General features: G+C 56.5%; 22 protein-coding genes and 2 tRNA genes. 5 read left to right on the forward strand and 19 right to left on the reverse strand.

Translation table 11 applies throughout. The annotated features are described in order from the left end of the window. Positions 1 to 19: 19 nt before the first annotated feature. The 3 genes from CLV83_RS08390 to rlmKL all read right to left on the reverse strand — a co-directional run bounded on the left by CLV83_RS08390 (position 20) and on the right by rlmKL (position 4,999). Entirely contained in the window at positions 20 to 895 is an 876-nt protein-coding gene (locus CLV83_RS08390; RefSeq protein WP_165900258.1) for a peptidyl-prolyl cis-trans isomerase, read from the reverse strand. A gap of 4 nt (positions 896 to 899) precedes the next feature. Next, on the reverse strand, positions 900 to 2,723 hold the full coding sequence (locus CLV83_RS08395) for a DUF3604 domain-containing protein (RefSeq protein ID WP_132290139.1): 1,824 nt from the start codon (positions 2,721 to 2,723) through the stop codon (positions 900 to 902). Between the two features lie 152 nt (positions 2,724 to 2,875). Then, positions 2,876 to 4,999 (reverse strand): bifunctional 23S rRNA (guanine(2069)-N(7))-methyltransferase RlmK/23S rRNA (guanine(2445)-N(2))-methyltransferase RlmL, encoded by a 2,124-nt coding sequence (gene rlmKL / locus CLV83_RS08400; RefSeq protein WP_132290142.1) that lies wholly within the window; start codon positions 4,997 to 4,999, stop codon positions 2,876 to 2,878. Positions 5,000 to 5,305: 306 nt separating this feature from the next. Here rlmKL and rmf point away from each other — a divergent pair, with 306 nt between their 5' ends. Further along, entirely contained in the window at positions 5,306 to 5,512 is a 207-nt protein-coding gene (gene rmf / locus CLV83_RS08405) for a ribosome modulation factor (RefSeq protein WP_132290145.1), read from the forward strand. 75 nt (positions 5,513 to 5,587) lie between these two features. Here rmf and CLV83_RS08410 read toward each other — a convergent pair whose 3' ends face one another. Together CLV83_RS08410 and CLV83_RS08415 are read right to left on the reverse strand one after the other, a co-directional pair. Then, entirely contained in the window at positions 5,588 to 6,622 is a 1,035-nt protein-coding gene (locus CLV83_RS08410) for a quinone-dependent dihydroorotate dehydrogenase (RefSeq protein WP_132290148.1), read from the reverse strand. A gap of 125 nt (positions 6,623 to 6,747) precedes the next feature. Beyond that, positions 6,748 to 6,966 carry a DUF2835 domain-containing protein gene (locus tag CLV83_RS08415; protein ID WP_132290151.1) on the reverse strand — a complete coding sequence of 73 codons (219 nt, stop codon included), beginning with the start codon at positions 6,964 to 6,966 and terminating at the stop codon, positions 6,748 to 6,750. 123 nt (positions 6,967 to 7,089) lie between these two features. Here CLV83_RS08415 and CLV83_RS08420 point away from each other — a divergent pair, with 123 nt between their 5' ends. Beyond that, a complete protein-coding gene (locus CLV83_RS08420; protein ID WP_132290154.1) occupies positions 7,090 to 8,745 on the forward strand; it encodes a BatD family protein in 1,656 nt (551 codons plus the stop codon). 24 nt (positions 8,746 to 8,769) lie between these two features. After that, positions 8,770 to 9,651, forward strand: coding sequence for a potassium channel family protein (locus tag CLV83_RS08425; RefSeq protein ID WP_132290157.1), 882 nt, complete (start codon positions 8,770 to 8,772; stop codon positions 9,649 to 9,651). Here CLV83_RS08425 and CLV83_RS08430 read toward each other — a convergent pair. After that, positions 9,629 to 10,513, reverse strand: a complete 885-nt coding sequence (locus CLV83_RS08430) for a TIGR01777 family oxidoreductase (RefSeq protein WP_132290160.1) — start codon at positions 10,511 to 10,513, stop codon at positions 9,629 to 9,631. The two genes, CLV83_RS08425 and CLV83_RS08430, sit on opposite strands and share 23 nt — an antisense overlap. 148 nt (positions 10,514 to 10,661) lie before the next feature. Here CLV83_RS08430 and CLV83_RS08435 point away from each other — a divergent pair, with 148 nt between their 5' ends. Next, the gene (locus tag CLV83_RS08435) at positions 10,662 to 11,276 is read left to right on the forward strand and encodes a riboflavin synthase subunit alpha (protein ID WP_132290163.1); all 615 of its coding nucleotides are present in this window, start codon (positions 10,662 to 10,664) and stop codon (positions 11,274 to 11,276) included. A gap of 35 nt (positions 11,277 to 11,311) precedes the next feature. On the opposite strand, the gene CLV83_RS08440 is transcribed toward CLV83_RS08435, so the two are convergent. The 11 genes from CLV83_RS08440 to CLV83_RS08490 all read right to left on the reverse strand — a co-directional run bounded on the left by CLV83_RS08440 (position 11,312) and on the right by CLV83_RS08490 (position 21,495). Continuing rightward, positions 11,312 to 11,866: a hemerythrin domain-containing protein gene (locus tag CLV83_RS08440; RefSeq protein WP_132290166.1), complete on the reverse strand. Its 555-nt coding sequence runs from the start codon at positions 11,864 to 11,866 to the stop codon at positions 11,312 to 11,314. Between the two features lie 153 nt (positions 11,867 to 12,019). Then, positions 12,020 to 12,613 carry an HAD family hydrolase gene (locus tag CLV83_RS08445; protein WP_243642321.1) on the reverse strand — a complete coding sequence of 198 codons (594 nt, stop codon included), beginning with the start codon at positions 12,611 to 12,613 and terminating at the stop codon, positions 12,020 to 12,022. Further along, positions 12,606 to 13,433, reverse strand: coding sequence for an AlbA family DNA-binding domain-containing protein (locus CLV83_RS08450; protein WP_243642322.1), 828 nt, complete (start codon positions 13,431 to 13,433; stop codon positions 12,606 to 12,608). Before CLV83_RS08450 ends, CLV83_RS08445 begins: the two co-directional genes overlap by 8 nt. Before the next feature lie 16 nt (positions 13,434 to 13,449). Next, the gene (locus CLV83_RS08455; RefSeq protein ID WP_132290172.1) at positions 13,450 to 13,836 is read right to left on the reverse strand and encodes a hypothetical protein; all 387 of its coding nucleotides are present in this window, start codon (positions 13,834 to 13,836) and stop codon (positions 13,450 to 13,452) included. A gap of 95 nt (positions 13,837 to 13,931) precedes the next feature. Further along, positions 13,932 to 16,565 (reverse strand): aminopeptidase N, encoded by a 2,634-nt coding sequence (pepN, locus tag CLV83_RS08460; RefSeq protein ID WP_132290175.1) that lies wholly within the window; start codon positions 16,563 to 16,565, stop codon positions 13,932 to 13,934. Positions 16,566 to 16,579: 14 nt separating this feature from the next. Then, positions 16,580 to 17,413 (reverse strand): DUF2797 domain-containing protein, encoded by an 834-nt coding sequence (locus CLV83_RS08465; protein ID WP_132290178.1) that lies wholly within the window; start codon positions 17,411 to 17,413, stop codon positions 16,580 to 16,582. Positions 17,414 to 17,418: 5 nt separating this feature from the next. Then, the gene (locus tag CLV83_RS08470; RefSeq protein ID WP_132290181.1) at positions 17,419 to 17,688 is read right to left on the reverse strand and encodes a YeaC family protein; all 270 of its coding nucleotides are present in this window, start codon (positions 17,686 to 17,688) and stop codon (positions 17,419 to 17,421) included. Positions 17,689 to 17,738: 50 nt separating this feature from the next. Continuing rightward, positions 17,739 to 18,596, reverse strand: coding sequence for a rhomboid family intramembrane serine protease (locus CLV83_RS08475; protein ID WP_132290184.1), 858 nt, complete (start codon positions 18,594 to 18,596; stop codon positions 17,739 to 17,741). Continuing rightward, positions 18,593 to 19,576, reverse strand: coding sequence for a metallophosphoesterase (locus CLV83_RS08480; RefSeq protein WP_132290187.1), 984 nt, complete (start codon positions 19,574 to 19,576; stop codon positions 18,593 to 18,595). The genes CLV83_RS08475 and CLV83_RS08480 overlap by 4 nt, the downstream gene beginning before the upstream one ends. A gap of 7 nt (positions 19,577 to 19,583) precedes the next feature. Continuing rightward, positions 19,584 to 20,465: an NAD(+) kinase gene (locus tag CLV83_RS08485; protein WP_132290190.1), complete on the reverse strand. Its 882-nt coding sequence runs from the start codon at positions 20,463 to 20,465 to the stop codon at positions 19,584 to 19,586. A 46-nt stretch (positions 20,466 to 20,511) separates the two neighbouring features. Beyond that, positions 20,512 to 21,495, reverse strand: a complete 984-nt coding sequence (locus CLV83_RS08490; RefSeq protein ID WP_132290193.1) for a 1-aminocyclopropane-1-carboxylate deaminase/D-cysteine desulfhydrase — start codon at positions 21,493 to 21,495, stop codon at positions 20,512 to 20,514. A gap of 126 nt (positions 21,496 to 21,621) precedes the next feature. On the opposite strand from CLV83_RS08490, the gene CLV83_RS08495 reads away from it, so the two are divergent. Next, positions 21,622 to 22,044 (forward strand): DoxX family protein, encoded by a 423-nt coding sequence (locus tag CLV83_RS08495; protein ID WP_132290196.1) that lies wholly within the window; start codon positions 21,622 to 21,624, stop codon positions 22,042 to 22,044. Positions 22,045 to 22,404: 360 nt separating this feature from the next. Here the strand turns inward: CLV83_RS08495 and CLV83_RS08500 are convergent. Both CLV83_RS08500 and CLV83_RS08505 read right to left on the reverse strand, forming a co-directional pair. Continuing rightward, a tRNA-Asp gene (locus tag CLV83_RS08500) sits at positions 22,405 to 22,481 on the reverse strand. A 6-nt stretch (positions 22,482 to 22,487) separates the two neighbouring features. Beyond that, positions 22,488 to 22,563, reverse strand: a tRNA-Val gene (locus CLV83_RS08505). Between the last annotated feature and the right edge of the window lie 18 nt (positions 22,564 to 22,581).

Raw genomic sequence — 22,581 nt, forward strand, 5'->3', positions numbered from 1 at the left:
AACAGATATCTGAGCCTCATCATGATTGCGGAAACTCATTCAGAATAGCGTCCGGAACATCCTCAGCACTGAAACGCACTTCGTATTTCCCGATCAGCTCATCAAACACCTGCTCCTGCGCTTCCAATACGGCGTAATACTCGTATTGCCGTGCAACGAAATCCCGCACCGACTCGAAGGAAGGCAGATGCTCAGGCTGATTCTGCTCCAGGTAGACCAGGTGCCAACCAAGTCCAGAACGAACAGGGCCGGCCCACTCCCCGACTGGCAGACTTGCCAGAGCCTTGCTGAAACCACCGCCAAAGGCATTCTCGATCGCCGTCTCAGAATCGAGCTCCCATTCAAAAGGTAGCGAAGAAGAGTTCAGACTGGCCGCCACCTCGGCATTCGCGCGCAGGCTGGCGAGTGTCTGCTTGAGCTGCTCCTCAGAGGTATCAGGCGCGAACAGCAACTGCTTGAACGCGTATGCCTGCGGCAGGGTGAAAAAGGCTTCGCGCTCATGGAAGTAGGCGCGCAGACGTTCATCGGTGGGCGGCTGCATCAGCGTAGAAAGATCGTTCGCCACCGCTTCCATTTTCTGTGCCAGGCGCTTCTTCACGATCTGATCGTTGTGATCAAGGTTCATCCGCAGCGCTTCCCGGTAGAAAACTTCCTGCCGCAGATAACGATCGATAATCGCCGCCACATCTTCTGTGTTCGGGTCTCTGCGCCATTGGGCTTTCCAGAGCGTCTTAAGGTGATCGAGCTCAGCCTGATCGATCAGGATCACCTCGCTATCAGTCTCAACCTGCGCCTCTGGCGTTACCCAAGAGTAAGCACCGAAGACCAAACCACCTACTAGCAGAAAGTGAAGCAGCGGTTCCCTGACGATCGCTTTCCATGCGTTTCCTGTCATAACTTCAGTTGACCTCATGCCAGATGGGCGAGCCCCAGGCACGCTCAACGATCTCCCGCTTAACCTCGTCGGGATATTTCACACCTTCACGCAGCTCATCGTAGAGAGTCCAGCGTGCGGTGGGCAGCTGCAGAACACGAACGTAGTAATAGGCCTGCTGTGCGGGATCGAAATCCGGATCGGTCCAGACGCCCATCAGTTCAGGATCACCTTTTTCAGTGTTGAACTCACCGGTTGACAGGTTGATCGGCGCATCAATAGGTTCAACGCTGCCATCCGCCTTGAGTCGATCACCCGAAGCCACGGCGTTATAGACTTTGTCTTTCATCTCGCCGTTTTCATACCAGCCCTTGATGATCTGAATGCGGTCCAGGTTCGGGCCGATCGGGTCTTTAAGCGCCCACACCAGAATCTGCGGTGCTTCTTCTCCGGTGTAATCACTGCCCATCGGCACGCCGTTGGCGTAGCCATCGATCACCAGGGTTTCATAGCTGTCGTAGCTACCGGCAAATCCCTGACCGGCGAAGGCGCGGACCTTCATACGCGGGCCGCTGGTGGCGAAGGTTTCCTTGGCGAGCATGGCATCCCAGATCGCACCACGGGTGTTAGAGGTCGCCCAGACACCGGTCAGTGCCCCGGGGTTGGCGTCGGCGATCAGCATTTCTCCTTCCAGCATGGAGGTGGCACGCACCGCCGCAGTCTGGTCGGCATAGCCGTGGCTACCTACCTTGTAGTTATCCTCTTCGACATTGCTCGGCGTACCGTTATGGTTATCTGTACCGCCAACGAAGCCGTATTTGAACGGGTTCACGCCGATCTCGGCATTATATTTGATGCCTCGTCCCAGGCCGTAGCGGACGAAGTTCTCCTTCACGTAGCCACGGCCGCTGAATCTCTGAATCGAAACCGCATTCTCAAAATCGGCAAACTCGTCATTGGGCCAGAAGTTAGGCACCACCTCGGAGTTACCTTTTACCTGCATCATCTCGATCAGGGGTTCCATGCTGGCGCGAGTCTCGGCGTATTCCTTACCGATCGGCACACCGGTCAGGCTGGCCTCAGCAAACAGCAGCCCCTTGGACTCGTTTGAGTTGTGCGGTATCGCAAACACCTTTTTGCCATCGTCACGATGGGTCTGCATCCAGGCCCAGAGCTGTTCGGGATCCGAACCATCACTGGATGAAAACGGTATATCGGGCAGGTTGGTATCGCGGAACAGGATATTGCGGTGCTGGTTAGACCCACCCGGGGCTGAGGTCCACTCATAGGCATGAATGGTGGTGAACTTACCGGGTTCGTAATGCTTCTGCGTCGCTTCGTAGTTCTGTTTCCAGGTCGACTTGATCGCCTCGATACCCTGGAAAAATTCTGGATGCGGATCGCCCCCTCCCGCCAAAGGCGCCAACACGTATTTGTTGTAAAGGCCCAGTGCCGTTTCCAGATCCGGGGCCTCACGAAAAGCTACAGCGACGTCATCGTCATACCCCGCCACTCCCTCATTCATGAGACTGTAGGACTCACCGAGGAACTCGGAATGATCGGTGACTGCAGCAAAATCCAGCGGACGCTTTATCCTGTGCAGACTGCCGTTAACCATGATCTCCTCACCCTTGGCAAAGCGATAGGCATCATCGGGCGTAAGGCGGTTACCGGCAATGAAAGCATCCATGGACACTCCAGTGTGCACATGGGTTTCACCGAAATAGGCTTCTTTAAGAGGATTTTGAGGAGCATCAGCTTCGGAGGCTGACCAAACGGGGGTAATGACTGAAGCGAGAGCAACAAAAGCGGAGTAACGGGCGATATTTGAAAGTCGCATGGCATCCATCTCCAGAACGAATTAAGCTCATATTAGATGAATACGATAATTTATCCATGAAAAATAAGTGACTTTGTCCTACTCACCATTCCGCAGCTCAAAGCCAAAAAAGGCTTATCTGCATCTGCACACAAGCCTTTTTTTAAACGTCTCGCTTTTGCCTAGCCGTGGCGAATTTCAAACACGCAGTGGATACGCGGATTGCGCTTGAAATCCGGGTCCAGCGTCGCCGGTGTGATATCGCGGATGGCGAACGCATCCAGCGCTTCATAATCAAGACTGAAGCGGCGGTAGTTGTTGGAGAAGATCAGCAGGCCACCAGGGCGCAGCAGCTCCATGGCATCCTTGATCAGACGCACATGATCACGCTGCACATCCAGCACATCCTGCATCCGCTTGGAGTTGGAGAAGGTGGGCGGATCCATAAAGATCAGATCGAAACGCTCCTTACGCGGCCGCGACAGCCACTTGAAGCAGTCCTCCTGAATCAGAACATGCTTGGCAGGATCCGCACTATTCAGGGCCAGGTTCTGCCGCGCCCACTCCACGTAGGTCGACGACATATCAACGCTGGTGGTGCTCTTGGCGCCACCCACCAGGGCGTGAACGCTGGCCGATGCGGTGTAGCAAAACAGGTTCAGCATATCCTTACCCTGGGCCTGCTGCTGAATCATGCGCCGCACCGGGCGATGATCAAGGAACAGCCCGGAATCGAGATAATCATGCAGGTTTACACGCAGCTTGCAGCCATGCTCCTCAACCGTAAAGAAGTGACCGATCTCGTCGTGGCGGTTGTACTGATCCGTACCTGACTGACGCTTACGCTGCTTCAGCACCACCTGATCCGGGGTCAGCTCAAATACCTGCTGCACCACCTTCATCACATCCTGCAGACGCTCAAACGCCTTCACCTTATCAACGCTGGCGGGCGGCGCGTATTCCTGCACCATCACCATGGAATCGTAGCAGTCCACCGCCACCGAATATTCGGGAATATCGGCGTCGTAGGCGCGAAAACAGGTGATCCCCTCTTTCTTGCGCCAGCGCGCCATCTGCTTGAGGTTCTTGCGCAGACGGTTTTCGAACATCTGCGCCTGATCGGACAGCTTGTGGGCTTCAGTCTCGACAGCCTCTTCACGCTGATGCACCTGGAACATCAGAAGCTGGCTCGGGATAGCACCGTTGAACATACGGTACTGCTTGTCCGCGCGCAGTTTCATCACCTTGCACAGCTCAGGATTACCGGTGAAAACACCAACTCGCCAGTTAACAAAGTGTGCCCGCAACAGCTGACCGAACAAGCGATAGAGGAACATCAGCTCAGACTCTTCACCGAGACGCTCACCGTAAGGCGGGTTGGTAATCACCAGACCCGGCTCGACTCCCTGAGGCTGCTTGAGGCCTGCGAGCTCCTGCTGACGGAAGCTGATAAAGCGATCCACACCCGCCTGGCGGGCATTATGCTTCGCCTTGTTGAGCACCTTGTCATCGGCATCAAAACCAAACGCCCGGACAGAGCAGCCTTCAAGACCGGCGGCACGACGCTGCTCGGCCTCGGCGACGAGCTGCTGCCAGAGCGCGGACTGATGACCGGGCCAGTAACTGAAGCCAAACTGCTTGCGCAGCAGGCCAGGCGCGGTATCGGTAGCCATCAACAGCGCTTCGACCAATAAGGTACCGGAACCACACATGGGATCGAGCACAGGCGTGCCCTCGCCCATCTCCGACCAGCCGGCACGGATCAACACCGCTGCTGCCAGGTTCTCCTTCATCGGTGCTTCACCCGCCTGCTGACGGTAACCGCGGCGATGCAGGCTATCACCGGACAAATCCAGCGCCACACTGGCCTTGCCTTTAGCCAGGTGTACGTTCACCCGCAGATCCGGCCCGTTGCGCTCTACCGAGGGACGCTTGCCGGTGGCAGCACGCACCTGGTCGACCACCGCATCCTTGACCTTGAGCGCGCCAAAATGAGTGTTATTAATCGAGTTACTCTTACCGCTGAAGTCCACACAGAAAGTGCCTGAGGGACGCAGGTGCTCAAGCCAGTCGATCTGCTGCACCAGAGTGTAAAGCTGGTCGGCGGTCTCTACCTCAGCCTCGCAGAGCTGCAGCAGAACGCGGTTTGCCAGGCGCGACCAGAGACAAATGCGGTACGCGATATCAAGCTCGCCTTCGGCATATACACCAGCAACCGTTTGCTTGACGCTTTCGGCGCCCAAGGCAGACAGTTCCTGCTCCAGCAACTGTTCAATTCCTTTGGGGCAGGTAACGAAAAATCTCATTTCAGACAGGGCTCCAGCGTAGGCAATTCAGCTTAGATTCAGTTTTTTGGCCAGGTGAAATATTTTCACGGCACGGAACTAAATTTCAGACAGGTTACAAGTTTTTGAATTTAAAGTTATTTTGCAACTGCGTCATAAGTCCCGCTATCAGAAATTTATTACAAATAGGTATTTTAAATTACACCTGAATGTGACGTTCGGGATATGAATGAGTTCGAGGCGACAGCGGTTAGTCGTCTCAAGCGTCAAGCGCGGCGGTATTCCCCGCCGCGCCACTTCGAAGAATAGAACAATGCGAGGCGCAATATGAAAAAACAGAAACGGGATCGTACCTCAACTCTGTTCAACCGCGGTTTTCAGGCCGGTCTCTGTGGCAAGTCCCAGAACGAGTGTCCGGTTCAAGCAACGGAGCTCAGAAGCCACTGGATGAGTGGTTGGCGTGAAGGACGCGAGGCACACTGGAGCGGAATGTCCGGCGTTTCTGCAATACAGGCAAATCCATCATTTCATTAACCGATTAACAGCTAACGACGCTTTATTACCGCCGGTGCGTTAAACCCCACCCTATCGTTCCGGCTCCGATGCTGTTCAGCGCCCTGCGCTGTTCAGCATCGCGATCTCCCGAACAGCATCACGAATCAGCGACGGGCCACGATAGATAAAACCGGTATAGATCTGTACCAGGCTTGCACCCGCTTCGATCTTCTCAGCCGCATCAAACCCTTCGCAGATACCACCGACACCGATGATTGGCAGGGCACCGCCCAACTCTTTAGACAGGGTTCTGATCGCCTGGTTAGAGAATTGACGCACCGGCTCACCACTCAGTCCGCCAGCTTCTTGCGCCAGCGGTGAGCTCTCAACACCGTCACGGGAAAGCGTGGTATTGGTCGCGATAACCGCATCCATCTCGTAAGTTTTCAGCGAGCCGGCCACCAGGCCGAACTCTTCTTCGCTCATATCCGGTGCAATTTTCACCGCGATCGGCACATAGCGACCATGCACACGCGCCAGTCGCGCCTGCTCAGTCTTCAGCGCATCCAGCAGACTATTCAGCGATTCACCGAACTGCAGGGTACGCAACCCCGGCGTATTCGGTGAGGAAACATTCACTGTGATATAGCTGGCACGGTCGTACACCTTACGCAGGCACAACAAATAATCGTCGTTGGCCTTATTGTTCGGCGTGTCCTTGTTCTTGCCGATGTTGATGCCGAGCACGCCCTTGTAGCGACTCCTATCCAGGTTCGCCAGCAACTGATCGACGCCGTCATTGTTGAAGCCCATACGATTGATAATCGCACGCTGCTCCGGCAGACGGAAAAGACGTGGCTTGGGGTTACCCGGCTGCGCTCTCGGCGTGACCGTTCCCACCTCAATAAAGCCAAAACCGAGTGCTGCCAGACCATCAACAGCGGAGCCGTTTTTGTCGAGCCCTGCGGCCAGGCCTACCGGATTAGGAAACCTGATGCCCATGACTTCTACGGGATTGGAGTGATCCGCTGACCGGAGCATACGATCAAGCCCCAGTGACGAGCACAGCGACAAGCTGCCAAGAGCCAGATCATGAGCCTTTTCGGCGTCCAGTTTAAACATCAGTGCGCGAGCCAGGTCGTAGAGCATGGTTCCTCATCAGGCACAAAAAAATGATTGGGCATTATAACGGTCTACCGCCGACTTGACACCTCAACCGTCACTCCTTCATCCACAGAGCAGCCGGGAGAATGTCGCTTGCTAAGCGGTATAGATCAGAGACGGGAAATATCCTGCAGACGACCCTCCGGCGAATAACGGATACGGAAGCTGCCGCGAATCCCCTCACGGGTCACAAAACGGGTGAGCGAAGCGGCGGGGAAACGCACCCTGCGACCATCTCGGGCCCGGGCAACGACATCGCGCACCTCTCCGCGATACATCCGTTCAAACTCTTTGTCACTTATATTCAGATCAACAATCAGTTCATTCATTGCTGTTTTTGGCTCATCAACAGGCACTAATACGGCGTCTGCTCTTTCATACAGTTGCTATGCATTTTACCTTAACTGATAATGAATTAGAGGTGATGAGTCCAAACCTGTCCGGATTAGTTAATGCATCGATTGCTAGCTGCGCTGTTACTGCTGGGAACCGCGACAACCGCATTTGCGGAGGCCGAAGCGACGCTGGACCGGACCGACATCACAGCGCTGGACAACCTGACACTGACACTTGAGGTCGACGACCAGGTTGATAACCGCCCGGACTTCTCTCCGCTGCATCGTGATTTCCGAATTTTAGGCAGTAAACGCACGCTAATCGCCAGCCACAGCAGTTCAGGGCGAGAAGTCAGTACGCGCTGGCAGATCACCCTGCGCCCGCGCAGCACCGGCACACTGGAGATCCCCAGACTTTTATTAGCCAACCAGCAGACCCAACCGATCGCGATCAGGGTGGCTGAAGTCAGCCCCGCCATGGCCGGACAGCCTGGCGCCTCTACCTTTTTTGACAGTAGCCTGGACAGCCGTGATGTCTATCTTAACGGTCAGCTGCTCTACACCGCCCGGATCTACCACCGCGACCCGCTGCCGCAGAATGCTCGCCTTATCGCACCGTCAGCCGGCAACAGCGAGGTCCATGAACTGGGCGAACGTCAGCATTACAGCGGTGAATTTCGCGGCTCCAGCTACCAGATCACCGAACAGCAGTATGCGATCTTTCCATCGGAAACCGGTCCTCTGATTATCGATGGGCCGCGGCTGCAGCTGCCGCGCACCGCAGAGCGAGATCTGATGGAGCTGCAGGGGGAAACGCTGGAGGTAGAAGTACTGGAACCCGCCCACCGCAGCACTCAGGGCACCTGGCTGCCAGCGCAGAATCTCAGCCTTGAAGAGAGCTGGAGCCCACCGCAAAACCTTCGACCCGGCGGACGCTTTACCCGGGAATTAACACTAACGGTGACCGGCATGCCGGCCGGAAGCCTGCCACAACTGGTCTCTACTGACAGTGACGACTCCTACATCGAAATTCAGAATGTAAGCCTGACCGAGTCCGCCTCGCAGTTTGGCCTGGTGAGCACCCGCAAGGAAACCGTCAGCATTGAGCCCCTGGGCAGCGGTGATTTCAGTCTCCCGCCCATCGATCTTCACTGGTGGGATGTGGGCCTGGACCGGGCCAGGCATGCCGCCCTTCCCGCCCGCCGCTTTCATGTTGAAGCGCCACCACTGGTCGACTCTGCCGCTGCAGGTCTGGGATCGCTCAACGCAAATCCATTGAGCGGCCCTCGTCTTTACCTCCTGATCGGGCTGTTAACCCTGCTCAGCATCATCAGTTCACTGGGCTGGCTTTACACCTGGTCAAAGCTGAAGAAACACCAGGCCGACAACAGCGCCGAGGAGAAAGAGGAAGAGATCCGCCGCCAGCGCAAGCTGCTGCTGGCCAACGACCGGGCTGAGCGCAATACCTTTCAGGCGCTGGCGATCGCCTGCCAGCAGAACAACGCCTCACTGGCCAAGGCGCGGCTGACCGAATGGGCGCAGAACTTCTGGCCCGAGCGCCATATCGACAGCCTGGAAGATATCGGTGATGCTGCACGCAACCAGACCCTCGATTACCTGATCCTGGACCTGGAACAGCAGCTGCATGACGACGCCAGCTTCTGGCAGGGCGACCTGCTGATGCAGGCGATCGATGCCCTGCGTCGGCGGCGCCAACACCACCAGGAAGCACCTGCTCAAGCCAGCGACGCATCATTCCTGCAGGCCTCCTGACACCCAGAATTGGATTCTTGTGCCATGAACGACCGCTATCGCCAACACAACCGATTGATGCATACGATAGGACTTGGTGGCGTCGACAAGGTGGAAAACGCCCGCGCTCAGCGCTGGGGCAAACGCCTGGAATGGCCCATGCTGGCCCTGGTGTTCTGGATCATTCTGGACTGGTATCTGAAAGCCAAGGGCATGGGGTCACCCCAGCTGACCCTGCTGACTGACTGGTTTACCTGGGCCTGCTTCACCACCGAGATGGCCATTATGCTGTCTCTGGTCGACGACCGGCGAAGACACCTGCGCCGAAACTGGCTTAACCTGGTGATCATTGTGACCGGCATTCCGGTACTGATGGGAGCAGACTTTTTCTATACAGGCATGCTCAGGGGTCTGAGACTGCTTATCATGGTCAGCATCCTGCTGAAAATATCCCAGGATCTGCGGCTGATACTGGCACGCCACCAGCTTGGCAAAACCATGGGTATCGCTTTCCTGTTTCTGGTGCTGTCCGGCTTCCTGATATCCGGTATCGACCCGGCGTTCAATGGTCCACTGGATGGTATCTGGTGGGCCTGGGTCACCATGACCACTGTGGGCTATGGCGACCTTGTACCCTCTACCACCGAGGGGCGCTTGTTCGGCATGGTGCTGATCTTGCTGGGCCTGGGTCTTTTTTCCATGCTGACCGCCAGTTTCTCGGTGTTTTTCATCGAGCGCGACGAGCAGGAGATGGTCGAGAAGGAGGATCAGAACATCAAGCGGATCAACCAGCTTGAGGCCCGACTGGACCGTATCGAACATCACCTGGCCCGCGCCGTTACCACTCTGGAACGTCTGGAGGCGCTGGAGGCAAGGGAGCGAGCTCCCAAAAGCGAGCCTCCCGCTAAGCCTTCAAAACCTGAGTAAGCGCTGGCTTCAGGTCGGTGTAGCGAAAGCTGTAGCCACTCTGCATCAACTTGGTCGGCACGACGCGCTGCCCCTTCACCACCAGATCCGCCGCCTCACCCATCATCAGCTGCATCACCGGCGTCGGCACCCTGAAAATACAGGGCCGCCCCAGCACCGAGGCCAGGGTTTTGCTGAAGCTTTCGTTAGTCTCGGGCCTGGGTGCGGTCAGGTTGAACGGACCTTCCAGGGTTTCGTGATCAACCAGGTGCAGAATGGCGGCCACCTCATCATCGATATGAATCCAGGACATCCACTGCCGACCACTGCCTATGGGGCCGCCGAGACCAAAACGAAAAGGTGGCAGCATTTTGCTCAGCGCACCGCCCTTGCCTAACACCACACCGGTGCGGATTAAACAGACCCGCACACCCTGCTCTTTTGCCTTGAGCGCTTCCGCCTCCCAATCGGCGCAGAGCTGATGGGCAAAGTCGACCTTCGGAGCGGCCTCCTCATCCAGCTCCAGATCGCCCTGGCTGCCGTAAAAACCTATCGCAGACCCGCTCACCAAAACCTTGGGCCGAGCCTCGAGGCCAGCCATCCAGCGCACTAACTGCTCTGTGGTGTTAAGGCGACTCTCGCGCAGAAGCGCCTTGCGCTTATCGCTCCAGCGCTTGTCAGCGATAGGCGCGCCGGCCAGATTAACCACCGCATCCACCGGGCCGGAGATCTGATCCAGCTCGGCATAAAGACCCACCCTGGCATCCAGTTCAGCGGATTCCGGCCGCCTGCTGAGTACCACCACATCGTCACCCCGTGCCAGCAGTGCCGCCACAAGACGACGCCCAATAAATCCGGTACCGCCGGTGATCAGGACTCGCATGATTATTCTCCCCTGTGGGTTTCCGGTATATTGCTACGTTCGACCGTATACCCTTGGTTCACCGTACAGGACGTTGAAAAGCCATCTGCATTGCCAATTCGCTCCGAAGACGCTTTTCAACCCCTGCTAACTAGGAGATTAGCACAGCATGTTCACCGGCATCGTTCAGGGCAAGGCGCAGGTTATTGATCTGCAAAGAAAGGATGATTTCATGCGGCTGACACTGTCGTTGCCGGCGGAGCGCTGTGACCAGTTGCAGTCCGGTGCCAGCATTGCCGTTAACGGAACCTGCCTGACAGTGACCGACTTCGAGGGCACAAAGATTAACTTTGACCTGATCGCCGCAACGCTAGACACCACCAACCTGGGCAGGCTGTCGGTCGGTGACGAGGTCAACTTTGAGCGCGCCGCGCGGGTCGGCGATGAAATCGGCGGCCACACCATGTCCGGCCACGTATTCGCGACCCTTGAAGTGCTGTCGATCGAGTTGAGCGAAGACAACTGCATCATCTGGTTTGAACGCCCGGCAGAACTTGCCCCCTACCTGTTGGCCAAAGGCTTTGTGGGACTCAACGGATGCAGCCTGACACTGGCACGTGTGGAGCCGGACCGATTCTGCGTCTACCTGATACCGGAGACTCTACGCATGACCACCTTCGGAGCAATAACCGAAGGTGAACGCGTTAATGTGGAGATCGACCCTCAGACCCAGGCGATCGTCGATACCGTGGAGCGCTATCTCGACGAACGCAGCAAAGCCTGAGAAAGGAAACCGGGATGCTAAGCGACAGGGTGTGATCAGTCCTCATCCCTGTCGTTATAGAGCGCCTCATAAAGGTCGCGGTACTCTTCCGACTGCTTGAGACCAAACAGCGGATCGGTGGGGGAAGGCAGAGAGGCATCCAGCTTGTTCCAGTCAGCCTCGGAACCCAGCTTTTCCAGAGCAGGAAATATCTGGGTTTCCTCCGTGTTCAGGTGCTCATTCTCCCGTTTCACGAACTGTTCAAGGTGGTCGATCATCTGATCCAGGGGAACCACTGTTGCATCGTGCAACACACCTTCGATGGAATCCTTGAGCTGGGATGAGAGGTGCTTGAGCTCGGCATGCTCCGCTTCGCAATCCGTCATATGCTTGTCCAGTTCGGCATCGCGACCGCGAAAGTATTCAAACATCCGGTCTTCGCGGGGATGGTGATGAATATCCGCATAGCCACCCACATAGCTAACCACGTCCGACATCAACTGAAAATTAGGGTGAGATCCTTCTCGAAACTTCTCTATCTTGCGCTCAAGCATGTCGAGCAGACGCTTCAGATTGACGTGTTCCTGATGCAGTTCCGCAATGATAGCCATAGTGAACCCTCCGAGTGAGTAGTGAGAAGACGGCTGGGAGATTTCCGCACCATCCTGTTAAGGCGAAGCTCTACCAGCGATCCTCACCTACCACTATAGACAACTCTCAGAACATGCCACTGGCTTAAATCAACTAAACGGCTTCCCCTAGATTTACAGTTTTTCAACCAGCTGCGACAGACAGGTTACACGCAGGTCGGTAAGCTCTGGCCAGCCGGGATGCACACCGTGATCGACATGCACAGTAGCGGTGCCGCAAGTGCGGCCCGCTTCCAGGTCATAGCGAAAATCGCCGACCATCACCGCCTGATCAGGGGTCGCCTGCCAGCGATCGAGCAGTGTTTGAATCCCCTCTGGATCAGGCTTCGGTCGCGCCTCATCCCGGCCCAACACATCCTCCGGGTTGAAAAACTCCAGCGCATTGATGGCACGCAGGGAGCGGATCGCCACCGGCTGGGAGTTACGGGTCAGGATACCCAGCCGACATCCACGGTCAGACAGCCGCATGAGCAACTCAACAACACTGGTCGCCGGCTCGGTCTTCGCAGCATAGAAGAGCTCCAGTTCATCCAGACGTTCAAACTCGCGCTCTTTCTCCGGTGAAGGCAAGGCACCCAGCGTCGAAAGAATATCCGCATCCGGCTCTAGACCCAACTCCCGGCGAATATGAGCAAAATCATGTACCGGTCGGGTCAGCGTCCCGTCCAGGTCAAACACCCAGAAACGACGCTCCAATAGATCAGTCACGGGATTCCTCCTGGTTATCGGCAATTTCGGCATCGCTGTCGACCAGGTCCAGCAACATACCGAGCTTGTGTTCTATATCCTCCAGCAAACTACTGCTGACCGCGCCACTTTTTGGCACCACCACCTGCTCAAGCTGAACAATACTGCGCTGGCTTTCCCGCAGCGCCTGCAACAAGTTGCGTGAGCGCTTCTTATTGCTGTCGGTGAGCTGCTCGATCCGATGCAGCGTGTGACGCAACTGATCATCGAGATCCTCCAGGTGCTGACTGACGGACAACATGCCACTGCTGAGTGAGTAGTTGACGTTTTCCACCTGGTGTTCAAGCTGAAATACCGCATCACGGAAACGCGACAGGAACTGCTCGCCCTCGCGATCCATGTAGATCGCCAGCAGTTCTTCCGGCAGCAGAGCGCGATTACGGCCATCGGTGCGGATACGGTATTCACCGCCGTGGGTACAATAGGGCTTCAGATGACCACTGGGAATTTCGATGCGCAGTATCGGCCGCGCCTGGGAGAGGTTTTCCGTATAGATCCGAAGATCGATATTGGGAATGCATTCGGTGGCTTTATTCACCAAGAGCAGACGCGCCCGGTCATCCACATCGCAACCGACCACCCTGCCCCGTTGAACGCCGTCGGGACTGGTGTATTCATCGATTCCGATCAGTAAGGTGCCGCCTTGGGGCGAGTTAGCGAAAGCCACAAGGTCGGCACTGCGCACTGCCTGAACCTCGCGTTTAAAGTCGATATTGACGCCTTCCGGAGCGGCCAGCAGCTGCTGGGTGCGCCGGCTCAGGCGTCGATACTCACGCTTCACGGCTCAGGCTGCCAGCTCACTGGTAAATAGCGTCGTCAAACGGGTCGATCGGATTCTCGAGCATATCGTCTTCACGGAAGTAGAGAATCCGTCCCTGAAACTTCAGCCCCTTACCGGCAAACCAGCGCTCCATCTGCTCACGCCCCTCTTCTGCCTGAGAGCTCTGGTACCAGGCCAGTGCTATGCGGTAGAAATACAGGCCGAACAGCGCAGCGGACGCGCCCAGGAAGAAATCAGAGGCCAGCGCAAACAGCAACATGATCAGGCCTGCGATCCATACCCGGCTTGCCCGAGCATCTTTCAGAGCATCGTTGGCGAGGGTGAACTGCTCCTGGTATTTCAAAAAGCGACGATAGTTCTGCTGAAGTTCGAACTTGTCGGATACGCCAAGGGTTCTATCCATTCTCTATTATCCCGGTTGTGTTTTATTCCATAGATTCAAAGCTATCGCGAGGGGTAGCGTCAACCTCCCCCGCGACCTTTATCCAAAAGCGAGGCTCAGGCCAGGCTTTTGCTGACTACTTCGTATACGTCTTTCGACAGCTCCGGTTCTGCCAGAACGCGTTTCAGCTCCGCGGTCATCAGCTGCTGTGCAGCCTGCGGATAGCGCTTCCAGCGGGTCAGCGGCGTCAGCAGGCGCGCAGCGATCTGCGGGTTCTGCTTATTGAGTGTAATGATCCAATCCGCCAGATAACGGTAGCCGCTGCCATCCTGCGCATGGAAGTTGACCGGGTTCTGCGCACAAAAAGCCGCCACCAATGAACGCAGCTTGTTCGGGTTCTTGGCATCGAACAGCGGATGCTCCTGCAGCGTCTTCACCCGTTCCAGCGCCCCCGGCCAGGGATCGCTGGCCTGAATCGCGAACCACTGGTTCATTACCAGCGCCTCGTGGTGCCAGCGGGTGTGGAAATCGTCAAGCAGACGCTGCCCGGCTTCACGGAAGCCTGAGTGAACCACCAGACTCAGCGCTGCCTGCTGATCGGTCATGTTATCGGCATCGACAAACTGCTCTTCCGCCAGCGCGAGTAAGGCATCCTCATCCGTAGCCAACAGATAGCCGAGCGCAAGATTCTTCAGCGCACGACGGGCGCAGGAATCAGAATCCGGGCTATAGGGCTCATCCGATGTGCAGCGCTTGTAAGCCTCAAGCCACTCGGGCTGCAGCGCCGCAGCCAGCGCCTTGCGCAGGAACTCACGCACGGCGTGGATCGCTTCAACCTGGATCACCTCCGCAAGCTCTGCCAGATAAGCCTCACTCGGCAGACGCAGCAGGTGGGCAACCATGGCCGGATCCAGGGATTCATCACTAAGCACGGCACGCCAGCTGTCGACCATGGCATCCGGCAGACTCAGGACCTTTCCGGCCAGATGATCTTCGATCAGCTGCTGCATCAGATTCACGGCGATACGCTGACCGGCATCCCAGCGATTAAAACCATCGCCGTCGTGTTTAAGCAGGAGCAGCAGTTGCTCGTCGCTGTACGGATAGCTCAGTTTCACCGGCGCGGAGAAACCACGCAGCAGTGACGGCACCGGTTTCTCCGGCAGATCGTCAAAGGTGAAAGTCTGCTCGCTGTCGGTCAGCTCCAGCACGCCGGCTTCCAGCTCAACCCCATTCTGCGCCACCAGACCGTATGCCACCGGCATATGGAACGGCAGCTTTTCAGCCTGTCCAGGCGTTGCCGGGCAGCTCTGACGCAGAGTCAGACTGTAGGCACCCTTATCTGCATCCCAGCTATCGCTGACCTCCACTCGAGGCGTACCCGCCTGGCTGTACCAGCGTTTGAACTGGGTAAAATCGCGACCGGAGGCATCAGCCATCGCCTGGACAAAATCATCGGTGGTCACCGCCTGACCATCATGACGCTCAAAGTAAAGGTCGGAGCCCTTGCGGAAGGTTTCCGCGCCCAGCAGGGTGTGCAGCATGCGCACCACTTCCGCGCCCTTTTCATAAATGGTCAGGGTGTAAAAGTTTGAGATTTCGATAAAGGATTCAGGACGCACCGGATGCGCCATGGGACCGGCGTCTTCAGCGAACTGGGCGGTACGCAGCATGGAGACGTCTTCAATACGCTTCACGGTGCGCGAATTCATATCGGCGGAAAACTCGGAATCGCGGAAGACGGTAAAGCCCTCCTTGAGACTGAGCTGGAACCAGTCACGGCAGGTGACGCGGTTGCCGGACCAATTATGGAAATATTCGTGGGCAACCACCCCTTCGACACGCTGGAACGCGGCATCGGTGGTGGTACGCGGGCTCGCCAGCACGCAACTGGTGTTGAAGATGTTGAGACCCTTGTTCTCCATGGCGCCCATGTTGAAGAAGTCCACCGCGACAATCATGTAGATATCCAGATCGTATTCACGGCCATACACCTCTTCATCCCACCGCATGGCATTTTTCAGCGACAGCATGGCGTGATCAAGCTTGTCCAGATCCTTGTTCTCGCCGTAGATCTGCAGCTTAACCTTGCGGCCAGATGAGGTGATGTAGCTATCTTCAAGCACCGCCAGATCACCGGCAACCAGCGCAAACAGATAAGCGGGTTTGGGGAAGGGATCATCCCAGGTGACAAAGTGGCGGCCATCATCGGCCGAGCCGCTTTCTACCGGGTTACCGTTAGAGAGCAGCACCGGGTAGAGCTTGCGATCCGCTTCCACCGTAGTGCGGAACACCGACATCACGTCGGGACGGTCCGGATAGAAGGTGATGCGACGGAAACCTTCCGCCTCGCACTGGGTGCAGAACATGCCATCGGATTTATAAAGCCCTTCCAGCGCGGTGTTTAGCTGCGGATGAATGCGGGTCAGACACTCCAGCACGAACTCATCCGGCACATCGGCGATGCGCAGCAGCTCGTCGTCGCGGCTGAAATCCCGCTCTGACAAAACCTCGCCGTCGATCGAAAGACGGCAGAGTTCCAGTGATTCATGGCCATGCAGCTCCAGCGGTGACTTGCCGGAGCGCGCCGGATTGCGCCGCACCCTGAGGGTGGCGCGGACCATCGTTTCCTCTTCATAAAGCTCGAAACGCAGGTCGGTGTGATCGATCAGGTATGCCGGAGCCTTATAATCCTTCAGGTAAATCGGCTCTGGTTGCTGTTGAGACTGTTGAGACCCCTGCTGAGACATTGTCACTCCTGAGTTCACGCGAAAATGCTGACCTGATAGGCACCGAACTTGCGGATATTGATCACGCCGGTATCCAGTATCAGATATTGCCCCTTGATCCCGAGCAGTGTGCCCGACACCTCTGGCTGTTTGTCGAAATTAAATGTGCTCACCTTGGTCGGATGTTGCAATACCGGAAACTCGATATCGACCTGAGCCTGTTCCGGCAGCTCGCGAATCGCATCCGCACCGTGTTCCTGCCGTAGCGCCGCTATCGGCTCAGCACAGAGCTCCAGCAGACGATCACGCTCGGCTTTCAGATCCAGCTCTGGTACCTCGCCCTTGAGCATGGCACGCCAGTTGGTCTTATCGTTTACGTGAGCGGCAAAAATCTGTTCCAGCAAACCGGAATGGAGACGGTTGTCCACCTCCAGAATCGGCAGCGCCATCACCGCCCCCTGATCGATCCAGCGGGTAGGAATCTGCTGGCGACGGGTGATACCCACCTTCAGACCTGAAGAGTTTGCCAGATAGACGATATGCGGCGCGAAACAGTTGCGCTCTCCCCAGGCGGGATCGCGACAGGTGCCCTCATGAAAATGACACTTTTCCGGCTTAACGATACAGCTGTCGCACTGCGGCAGGCGGGTAAAACAGGGATAGCAGAACCCCTGGTTGAAGCTTTTTTTGGTCTTGCGACCACAGTGGAGACAGTTGATCGCACCCTCGTACCTGAGCGTGATCGGCTCACCGAGCAACCCATTCATATCGATGGTCTGCTCAGCGTCATCCAGTCTTAGTCTGTACTGCACCGGCGACTCCAGTGCGACTTCCATCTTGCGCAGCGCGCCCTTACCCAGTAACTCCATCCAGCTTAGTGCTCAGTCAGTATTTTGATTGTGTCGGGGCTCAGCGGGTCCTTGCCATGCTGACTGCCGTCGGCTTTGCTGCGGTCGATAAAGCCGACGCGTTCAGCGTCCGGCATATTCCGCGCATGCTCATAGGCGATAACGGCGCGCAGGCTGGTTTCGCGCTGCTCCTGACTCAGGCGTTCGCCATTGGGCCATTTGCCCAGTTCTACCGCACGCTTGAGTGACTGATACACCTCCGGTGTCATCGCCTGGATCATTTTTTCAAAATTCATCGGTAAAACTCCCGCTGTTTTTACTCTTACTCATACTAACACAGCGCTGTTCAACGCGGCCCGAACAGGCGTCCGATTGGATACCAGGCCAGGCCTGCGAGCAGGCCGACCAGATGCGCGGTATTGGCAATGGCGCCCATGCCCGCACCTTCAAGCACACCGGTGTAACCCAGTGCCAGCCAGAGCACCATCAAGGCCATTAACGCCGGCGGAAATCCGAATCGGGATTGGGTCTCAAAACGGTCCCAGATCCAGGTGTAAGCCAAAAGGCCAAACACGACACCGGACATACCGCCAAACATCGGCCCGGAGATCAGATACTGCGCCAGATTAGAGGCCACACCACTCACCAGCGTCAGCGCTACCAACGCCTTGCCGCCCTGGAGCAGCTCGACCCGCTGGCCAACCACCCAGACCCACAGCAGATTAAAGAGGATATGCAGAACGCTGAAATGGAGAAATATCGGGGTAACCAGACGCCACCACTGCCCCGATGACAGCATGCCGAGAATCGAGTCGTAGCGCAGGCTATGACCATCTACCAGGTAGTTGGTAAAGGTCAGGCGCGCCATCCAGCTGTCATTGGCGCCAAAGCTGATCAGTAGCGTTGCCAGAACGCTGAGGCCAATAAGCGCGAGGGTAACCGGTACACGTGAGGGGTTAACGGCCTGAACACCGAAACGGCGCTGTCTTTTCACCGGTCGTCGGATTTCAACGGCGTGCAGATCACCACCGTCTTTCCAATACTGATAAAGTGAACGCACCTTACCCGGATCGATGGAAGCAGAGACCAGCAAAACCTGCTTATCATCCTCCTCGATCACTCTGTGCGGTATTTCATATTCCCAAAGCAGCGCGGTAAAGGGCGCCAGATCTTCGCTCAGAGGAGCACTGAATACAGGGATCATCCACCCAACTCCGCATCCATGCGACCCACCTCTCTGGCCACATCCACCCAGACAAACTTATCGCGCCGGAAGCGGGTTTCATCATCCAGCCGATACGCCACCAGCTTGCCGTATTTCACGGCGCTGTAGTCAAGACAGACGATGTTATCGGTGATCGGCTCCGGCGCACCTTCACACCAGTAGTGCCCCATGAACAGCAACTTTTCTTCGGGGCCGTAATAGAGCAGATCCTCCCGCTGAGACGGCTGAATCTCACGCCGTGCCACATGCTCTGGCAGAGGATCGGGCTGAAACACCACGTCACCGAGACGCTGGGGGTTTTCAGCCCAGAATTTTGTACGGAAGAATTTGCGCTTGAAGCCGTCGCGACTGACGATCACTTCATCATTGGGCAGGCGCAGATGGGTGCCTCGCAACAGCCTATCCATCACATCCCACTCAAAACTGCCGGAGACCGACGAGCGCAGCAGAAACTCCTGATCGATACGCCCGTCTGGATGCTCTGCACGAAAGCGATCGATCAGCGATTGCGACCAGCAGGCATGAACGGCACGAAACCGACCCGTTTCGACAAAGAGCGGCATCTGCATAAACCACTGCAGATACTCCTGCAGCTCTTCCGGATGGTCAGCGAACTGATCAAGAGTCTGCTGCAGAATACGCTGGTGACGCGGATTATGTTCGCGGAGAAAACCATCTCCGTCCGGGGACGGCGTCAGGTAACAGAGCAGGTTGTACTCATGGTTTCCCATGATAATCCCGGCCTGACCTGCATCCACCATAGCGCGCACGATATGCAGCGCCTCACGGATATGCGGCCCACGGTCAACGATATCCCCGATGAAAAACGCCTTGCGCGTCGGATGCTGGTAAACACCGTCGATACGGCGATACCCCATGCGGTCCAGCAGCAGGCAGAGACTGATAGCACAGCCGTGGACATCTCCGATCAGGTCAACGCCCTGAAAGTCCTCTGTCACAAGTCACCTATTCGCCCAGCTTGGTGCCCCAGCCCAACTTCTCCCGACAGGTGCGGTAAAAGTCATAATCCAGCGGGTGCAGCAGCTTCAGTTTGTGCGGTTTTTTGTGGATGGTTACCGTATCTCCCGGCGCCAACGCGATATTCATCTGACCATCGCAGGAGATCGAAGGGTAGGTTTCATTGCGGTCGCTGATCACCAGTTTCAGCTCACTGCCACCATCCACGACAATGGGACGGCTGGACAGGGTATGCGGGAACATCGGCACCAGCACCAGCGCATCAAGCCGCGGATGCATGATCGGCCCGCCGCCTGACAATGCATAGGCGGTGGAGCCGGTCGGCGTGGACACGATCAGGCCATCCGATCTCTGGGTGTATACGAACTGGCCTTCGATATAGAGCTCAAACTCGATCATCCGGGTGGCTTTCCCCGGGTGCAGGACGCAGTCATTCAGCGCCGTGGACTCCGCAATGGGCTCACCTTCGCGTTTGACCGTCACATCCAGCAGAAAGCGCGTATCCACCGCATAGCGGCCGGCAAGCACCTCGCCAACCTTTTCTTCGATCTCTGCCGGGGTAATATCGGTCAGGAAACCCAGGTTGCCACGGTTCACACCCAGCACAGGTACATGACTCTGCGCCAGAGAGCGGGCTGCGCCCAGCAGACTGCCATCACCACCGACCACAATCACCAGATCACAGCTATCCCCCATACGGGACTGCTTGGCGACCTGCCGGCCATGACCCGGCATCACCTCGGCGATTTTCTGATCGAGGATGATGTTCACCCCCTGATCTTCCAGATACCGGATCAACGCTTTAAGCGTATCGATCACCTTTTTACTGCCAAGGCGACCGATCAGACCGATATTACGAAAACTCTCCATTTGCACTGCCCTTAGTGTTGCGATCCGGTTGTGGGGACAAAAATCATTATAAGGGCTGAGGCCCCTGAAAGGCAGACAAAGCACGATCTATTCGCGCCTGCATACCGCGCCGCCCCTGCAAACCGCCGGTGTGTACGAAAAGAACACGACTGCCCGGCGCCAGTTTTCCGCTGATTATCCGTCGATTCACGGCCTGAAACAGCTTTGCGGTATAGACCGGATCCAGAGGTACAGAGTAGCGCTGCTCAAAGGTACAGATAAAGTGAGCCAGAGAAGATGGCAGGCGCGCATAACCACCACAGGCACCACCAAGGTCCAGCTCCCAGCCTCCCGGATCATCACGGCCTGCCTCTCCCAGCAACCTGCGCACCGAACTTTCGGCCTGCGCTCCCAGCTCAAGCACTGGCACGCCGAGAATCCGCGTGTCCGCAGGCTTGCCTGCGATCAGCCCCGCCAAGGTACCACCGGTACCCAAAGCACAGGCCAGAAGATCTGGCTGACTCCAGTCACTGGTACTCAATAACGACCAGATCTCGGAGCAACCCGCTACCGCATCCGCGTTACTTCCACCTTCAGGCAGGTATTCCCAACCGGGGTGGTCACACCTCAAACTTTCAACAAACCCGGCTTCATTGCGGCGGGCGTAGGTCTCCCGGTCCAGATAACGAATCTTCATACCCCAGCGCCGCGCATCCTGCAGCATCGCTGTTTCAACCTGCCCGGGATGGCCGCGCACAAACGCCATCGTTTCAACACCAAAACGCTGACCTACGAATGCCAGTGCGTGCAGATGGTTGGACCATACCCCACCGAAGCTGAGCAACTTCGGCCTCTCCCCCGCTTCCAACCTGCGGATCAATGGCAACAGCTTGAACCACTTGTTACCACTGATCTGCGGATGAGTTTCATCCAGACGCAGCACCGCTGCACGAACACCCAGTAGACGATAGAACGAGGAATCCAGCTCGGTAACGGGCAACGCCCCGGCATCCATATAACTACTTCGACAACCCGCCGATACCTTCGTCATACCTGGCTACAAGCCACCTTCAGCACACAGAACAAAGAACTGACCGAACTCAACGCGCAGTGATAGATCCGGTCATGCAAAAAAGATAATGTCATAGCTTACCCCCTTATATAAAAGGACTTTTTTATGCTATCCACCGTGAATCGCCTGCTCGACTGCCCCGATCTCGGAAAATTCATCCTCAGAGCATCTTTTGCCGCAATGATGCTGATGCACGGCTGGCACAAGATCACACACGGGCTCAGTGGGATCGCTGGCATCCTCTCAGCCAACGGCCTGCCCACCTGGATCTCTTATGGCGTCTATATGGGCGAGGTTGTAGCACCAATACTACTCATACTTGGCATCCTCACCCGCATCTCTGCGCTATTCATGCTTGGCACCATGGTATTCGCCTGGTTGCTGACCGGCGTCACCAAGACCTTCACCGTCACTGCGGTGGGCGCCTGGGGCATTGAACATATGATGGTGTTCTTTTTCGCCGCCCTGGCAATCATGTTCCTGGGTTGCGGTCGCTACTCCGTAATCAGCAACCCCGCCTGGCGCTGAGCCTTCGCCCCTCCAAGACTCCGCCGAGACGAAAACAACACAGGTCCCGGCGGACCCTAGCCGATACAAAGCGCGCTGATCAGATCAATAGATAAACCCAACGCCAGCGTACGAAATCACAATAACTCCGAAGTCCACCAGAGAGCTGCGGCAAAGATCGTACGCGCGAAGTAAAACCCGAACCCTGAGACTACGGCGACAAAAGATGAGTAAAAGCGTCGAAGCGAGATGCTTCAGAGAAAAAACAGGAAGGTATTAATCGAAAAAGTGCTTAAATGGGCGGCTGCACTTATAAAGAGCGCGACCCGGGCATTCCATATGAGCTGACAGGCAGGCTTTCTAACCTTTCAACTTTTGAAGTGGCGGAACGGACGGGACTCGAACCCGCGACCCCCTGCGTGACAGGCAGGTATTCTAACCAACTGAACTACCGCTCCGCGTTTTGGTGGGCGAAGAGGGGTTCGAACCCCCGACCCTCTGCTTGTAAGGCAGATGCTCTCCCAACTGAGCTATTCGCCCAAAACGCTGGCTTGTTTT

It is taken from the genome of Marinobacterium mangrovicola (assembly GCF_004339595.1).
Lineage (GTDB): Bacteria > Pseudomonadota > Gammaproteobacteria > Pseudomonadales > Balneatricaceae > Marinobacterium_D > Marinobacterium_D mangrovicola.

Coding starts and splice junctions, on each gene's coding strand:
- CLV83_RS08390 (WP_165900258.1), bottom strand. CDS start 895: ATGACAGGAAACGCATGGAAAGCGATCGTCAGGGAACCGCTGCTTCAC.
- CLV83_RS08395 (WP_132290139.1), bottom strand. CDS start 2,723: ATGGATGCCATGCGACTTTCAAATATCGCCCGTTACTCCGCTTTTGTT.
- rlmKL (WP_132290142.1), bottom strand. CDS start 4,999: ATGAGATTTTTCGTTACCTGCCCCAAAGGAATTGAACAGTTGCTGGAG.
- rmf (WP_132290145.1), top strand. CDS start 5,306: ATGAAAAAACAGAAACGGGATCGTACCTCAACTCTGTTCAACCGCGGT.
- CLV83_RS08410 (WP_132290148.1), bottom strand. CDS start 6,622: ATGCTCTACGACCTGGCTCGCGCACTGATGTTTAAACTGGACGCCGAA.
- CLV83_RS08415 (WP_132290151.1), bottom strand. CDS start 6,966: ATGAATGAACTGATTGTTGATCTGAATATAAGTGACAAAGAGTTTGAA.
- CLV83_RS08420 (WP_132290154.1), top strand. CDS start 7,090: ATGCATCGATTGCTAGCTGCGCTGTTACTGCTGGGAACCGCGACAACC.
- CLV83_RS08425 (WP_132290157.1), top strand. CDS start 8,770: ATGAACGACCGCTATCGCCAACACAACCGATTGATGCATACGATAGGA.
- CLV83_RS08430 (WP_132290160.1), bottom strand. CDS start 10,513: ATGCGAGTCCTGATCACCGGCGGTACCGGATTTATTGGGCGTCGTCTT.
- CLV83_RS08435 (WP_132290163.1), top strand. CDS start 10,662: ATGTTCACCGGCATCGTTCAGGGCAAGGCGCAGGTTATTGATCTGCAA.
- CLV83_RS08440 (WP_132290166.1), bottom strand. CDS start 11,866: ATGGCTATCATTGCGGAACTGCATCAGGAACACGTCAATCTGAAGCGT.
- CLV83_RS08455 (WP_132290172.1), bottom strand. CDS start 13,836: ATGGATAGAACCCTTGGCGTATCCGACAAGTTCGAACTTCAGCAGAAC.
- pepN (WP_132290175.1), bottom strand. CDS start 16,565: ATGTCTCAGCAGGGGTCTCAACAGTCTCAACAGCAACCAGAGCCGATT.
- CLV83_RS08465 (WP_132290178.1), bottom strand. CDS start 17,413: ATGGAGTTACTGGGTAAGGGCGCGCTGCGCAAGATGGAAGTCGCACTG.
- CLV83_RS08470 (WP_132290181.1), bottom strand. CDS start 17,688: ATGAATTTTGAAAAAATGATCCAGGCGATGACACCGGAGGTGTATCAG.
- CLV83_RS08475 (WP_132290184.1), bottom strand. CDS start 18,596: ATGATCCCTGTATTCAGTGCTCCTCTGAGCGAAGATCTGGCGCCCTTT.
- CLV83_RS08485 (WP_132290190.1), bottom strand. CDS start 20,465: ATGGAGAGTTTTCGTAATATCGGTCTGATCGGTCGCCTTGGCAGTAAA.
- CLV83_RS08490 (WP_132290193.1), bottom strand. CDS start 21,495: ATGACGAAGGTATCGGCGGGTTGTCGAAGTAGTTATATGGATGCCGGG.
- CLV83_RS08495 (WP_132290196.1), top strand. CDS start 21,622: ATGCTATCCACCGTGAATCGCCTGCTCGACTGCCCCGATCTCGGAAAA.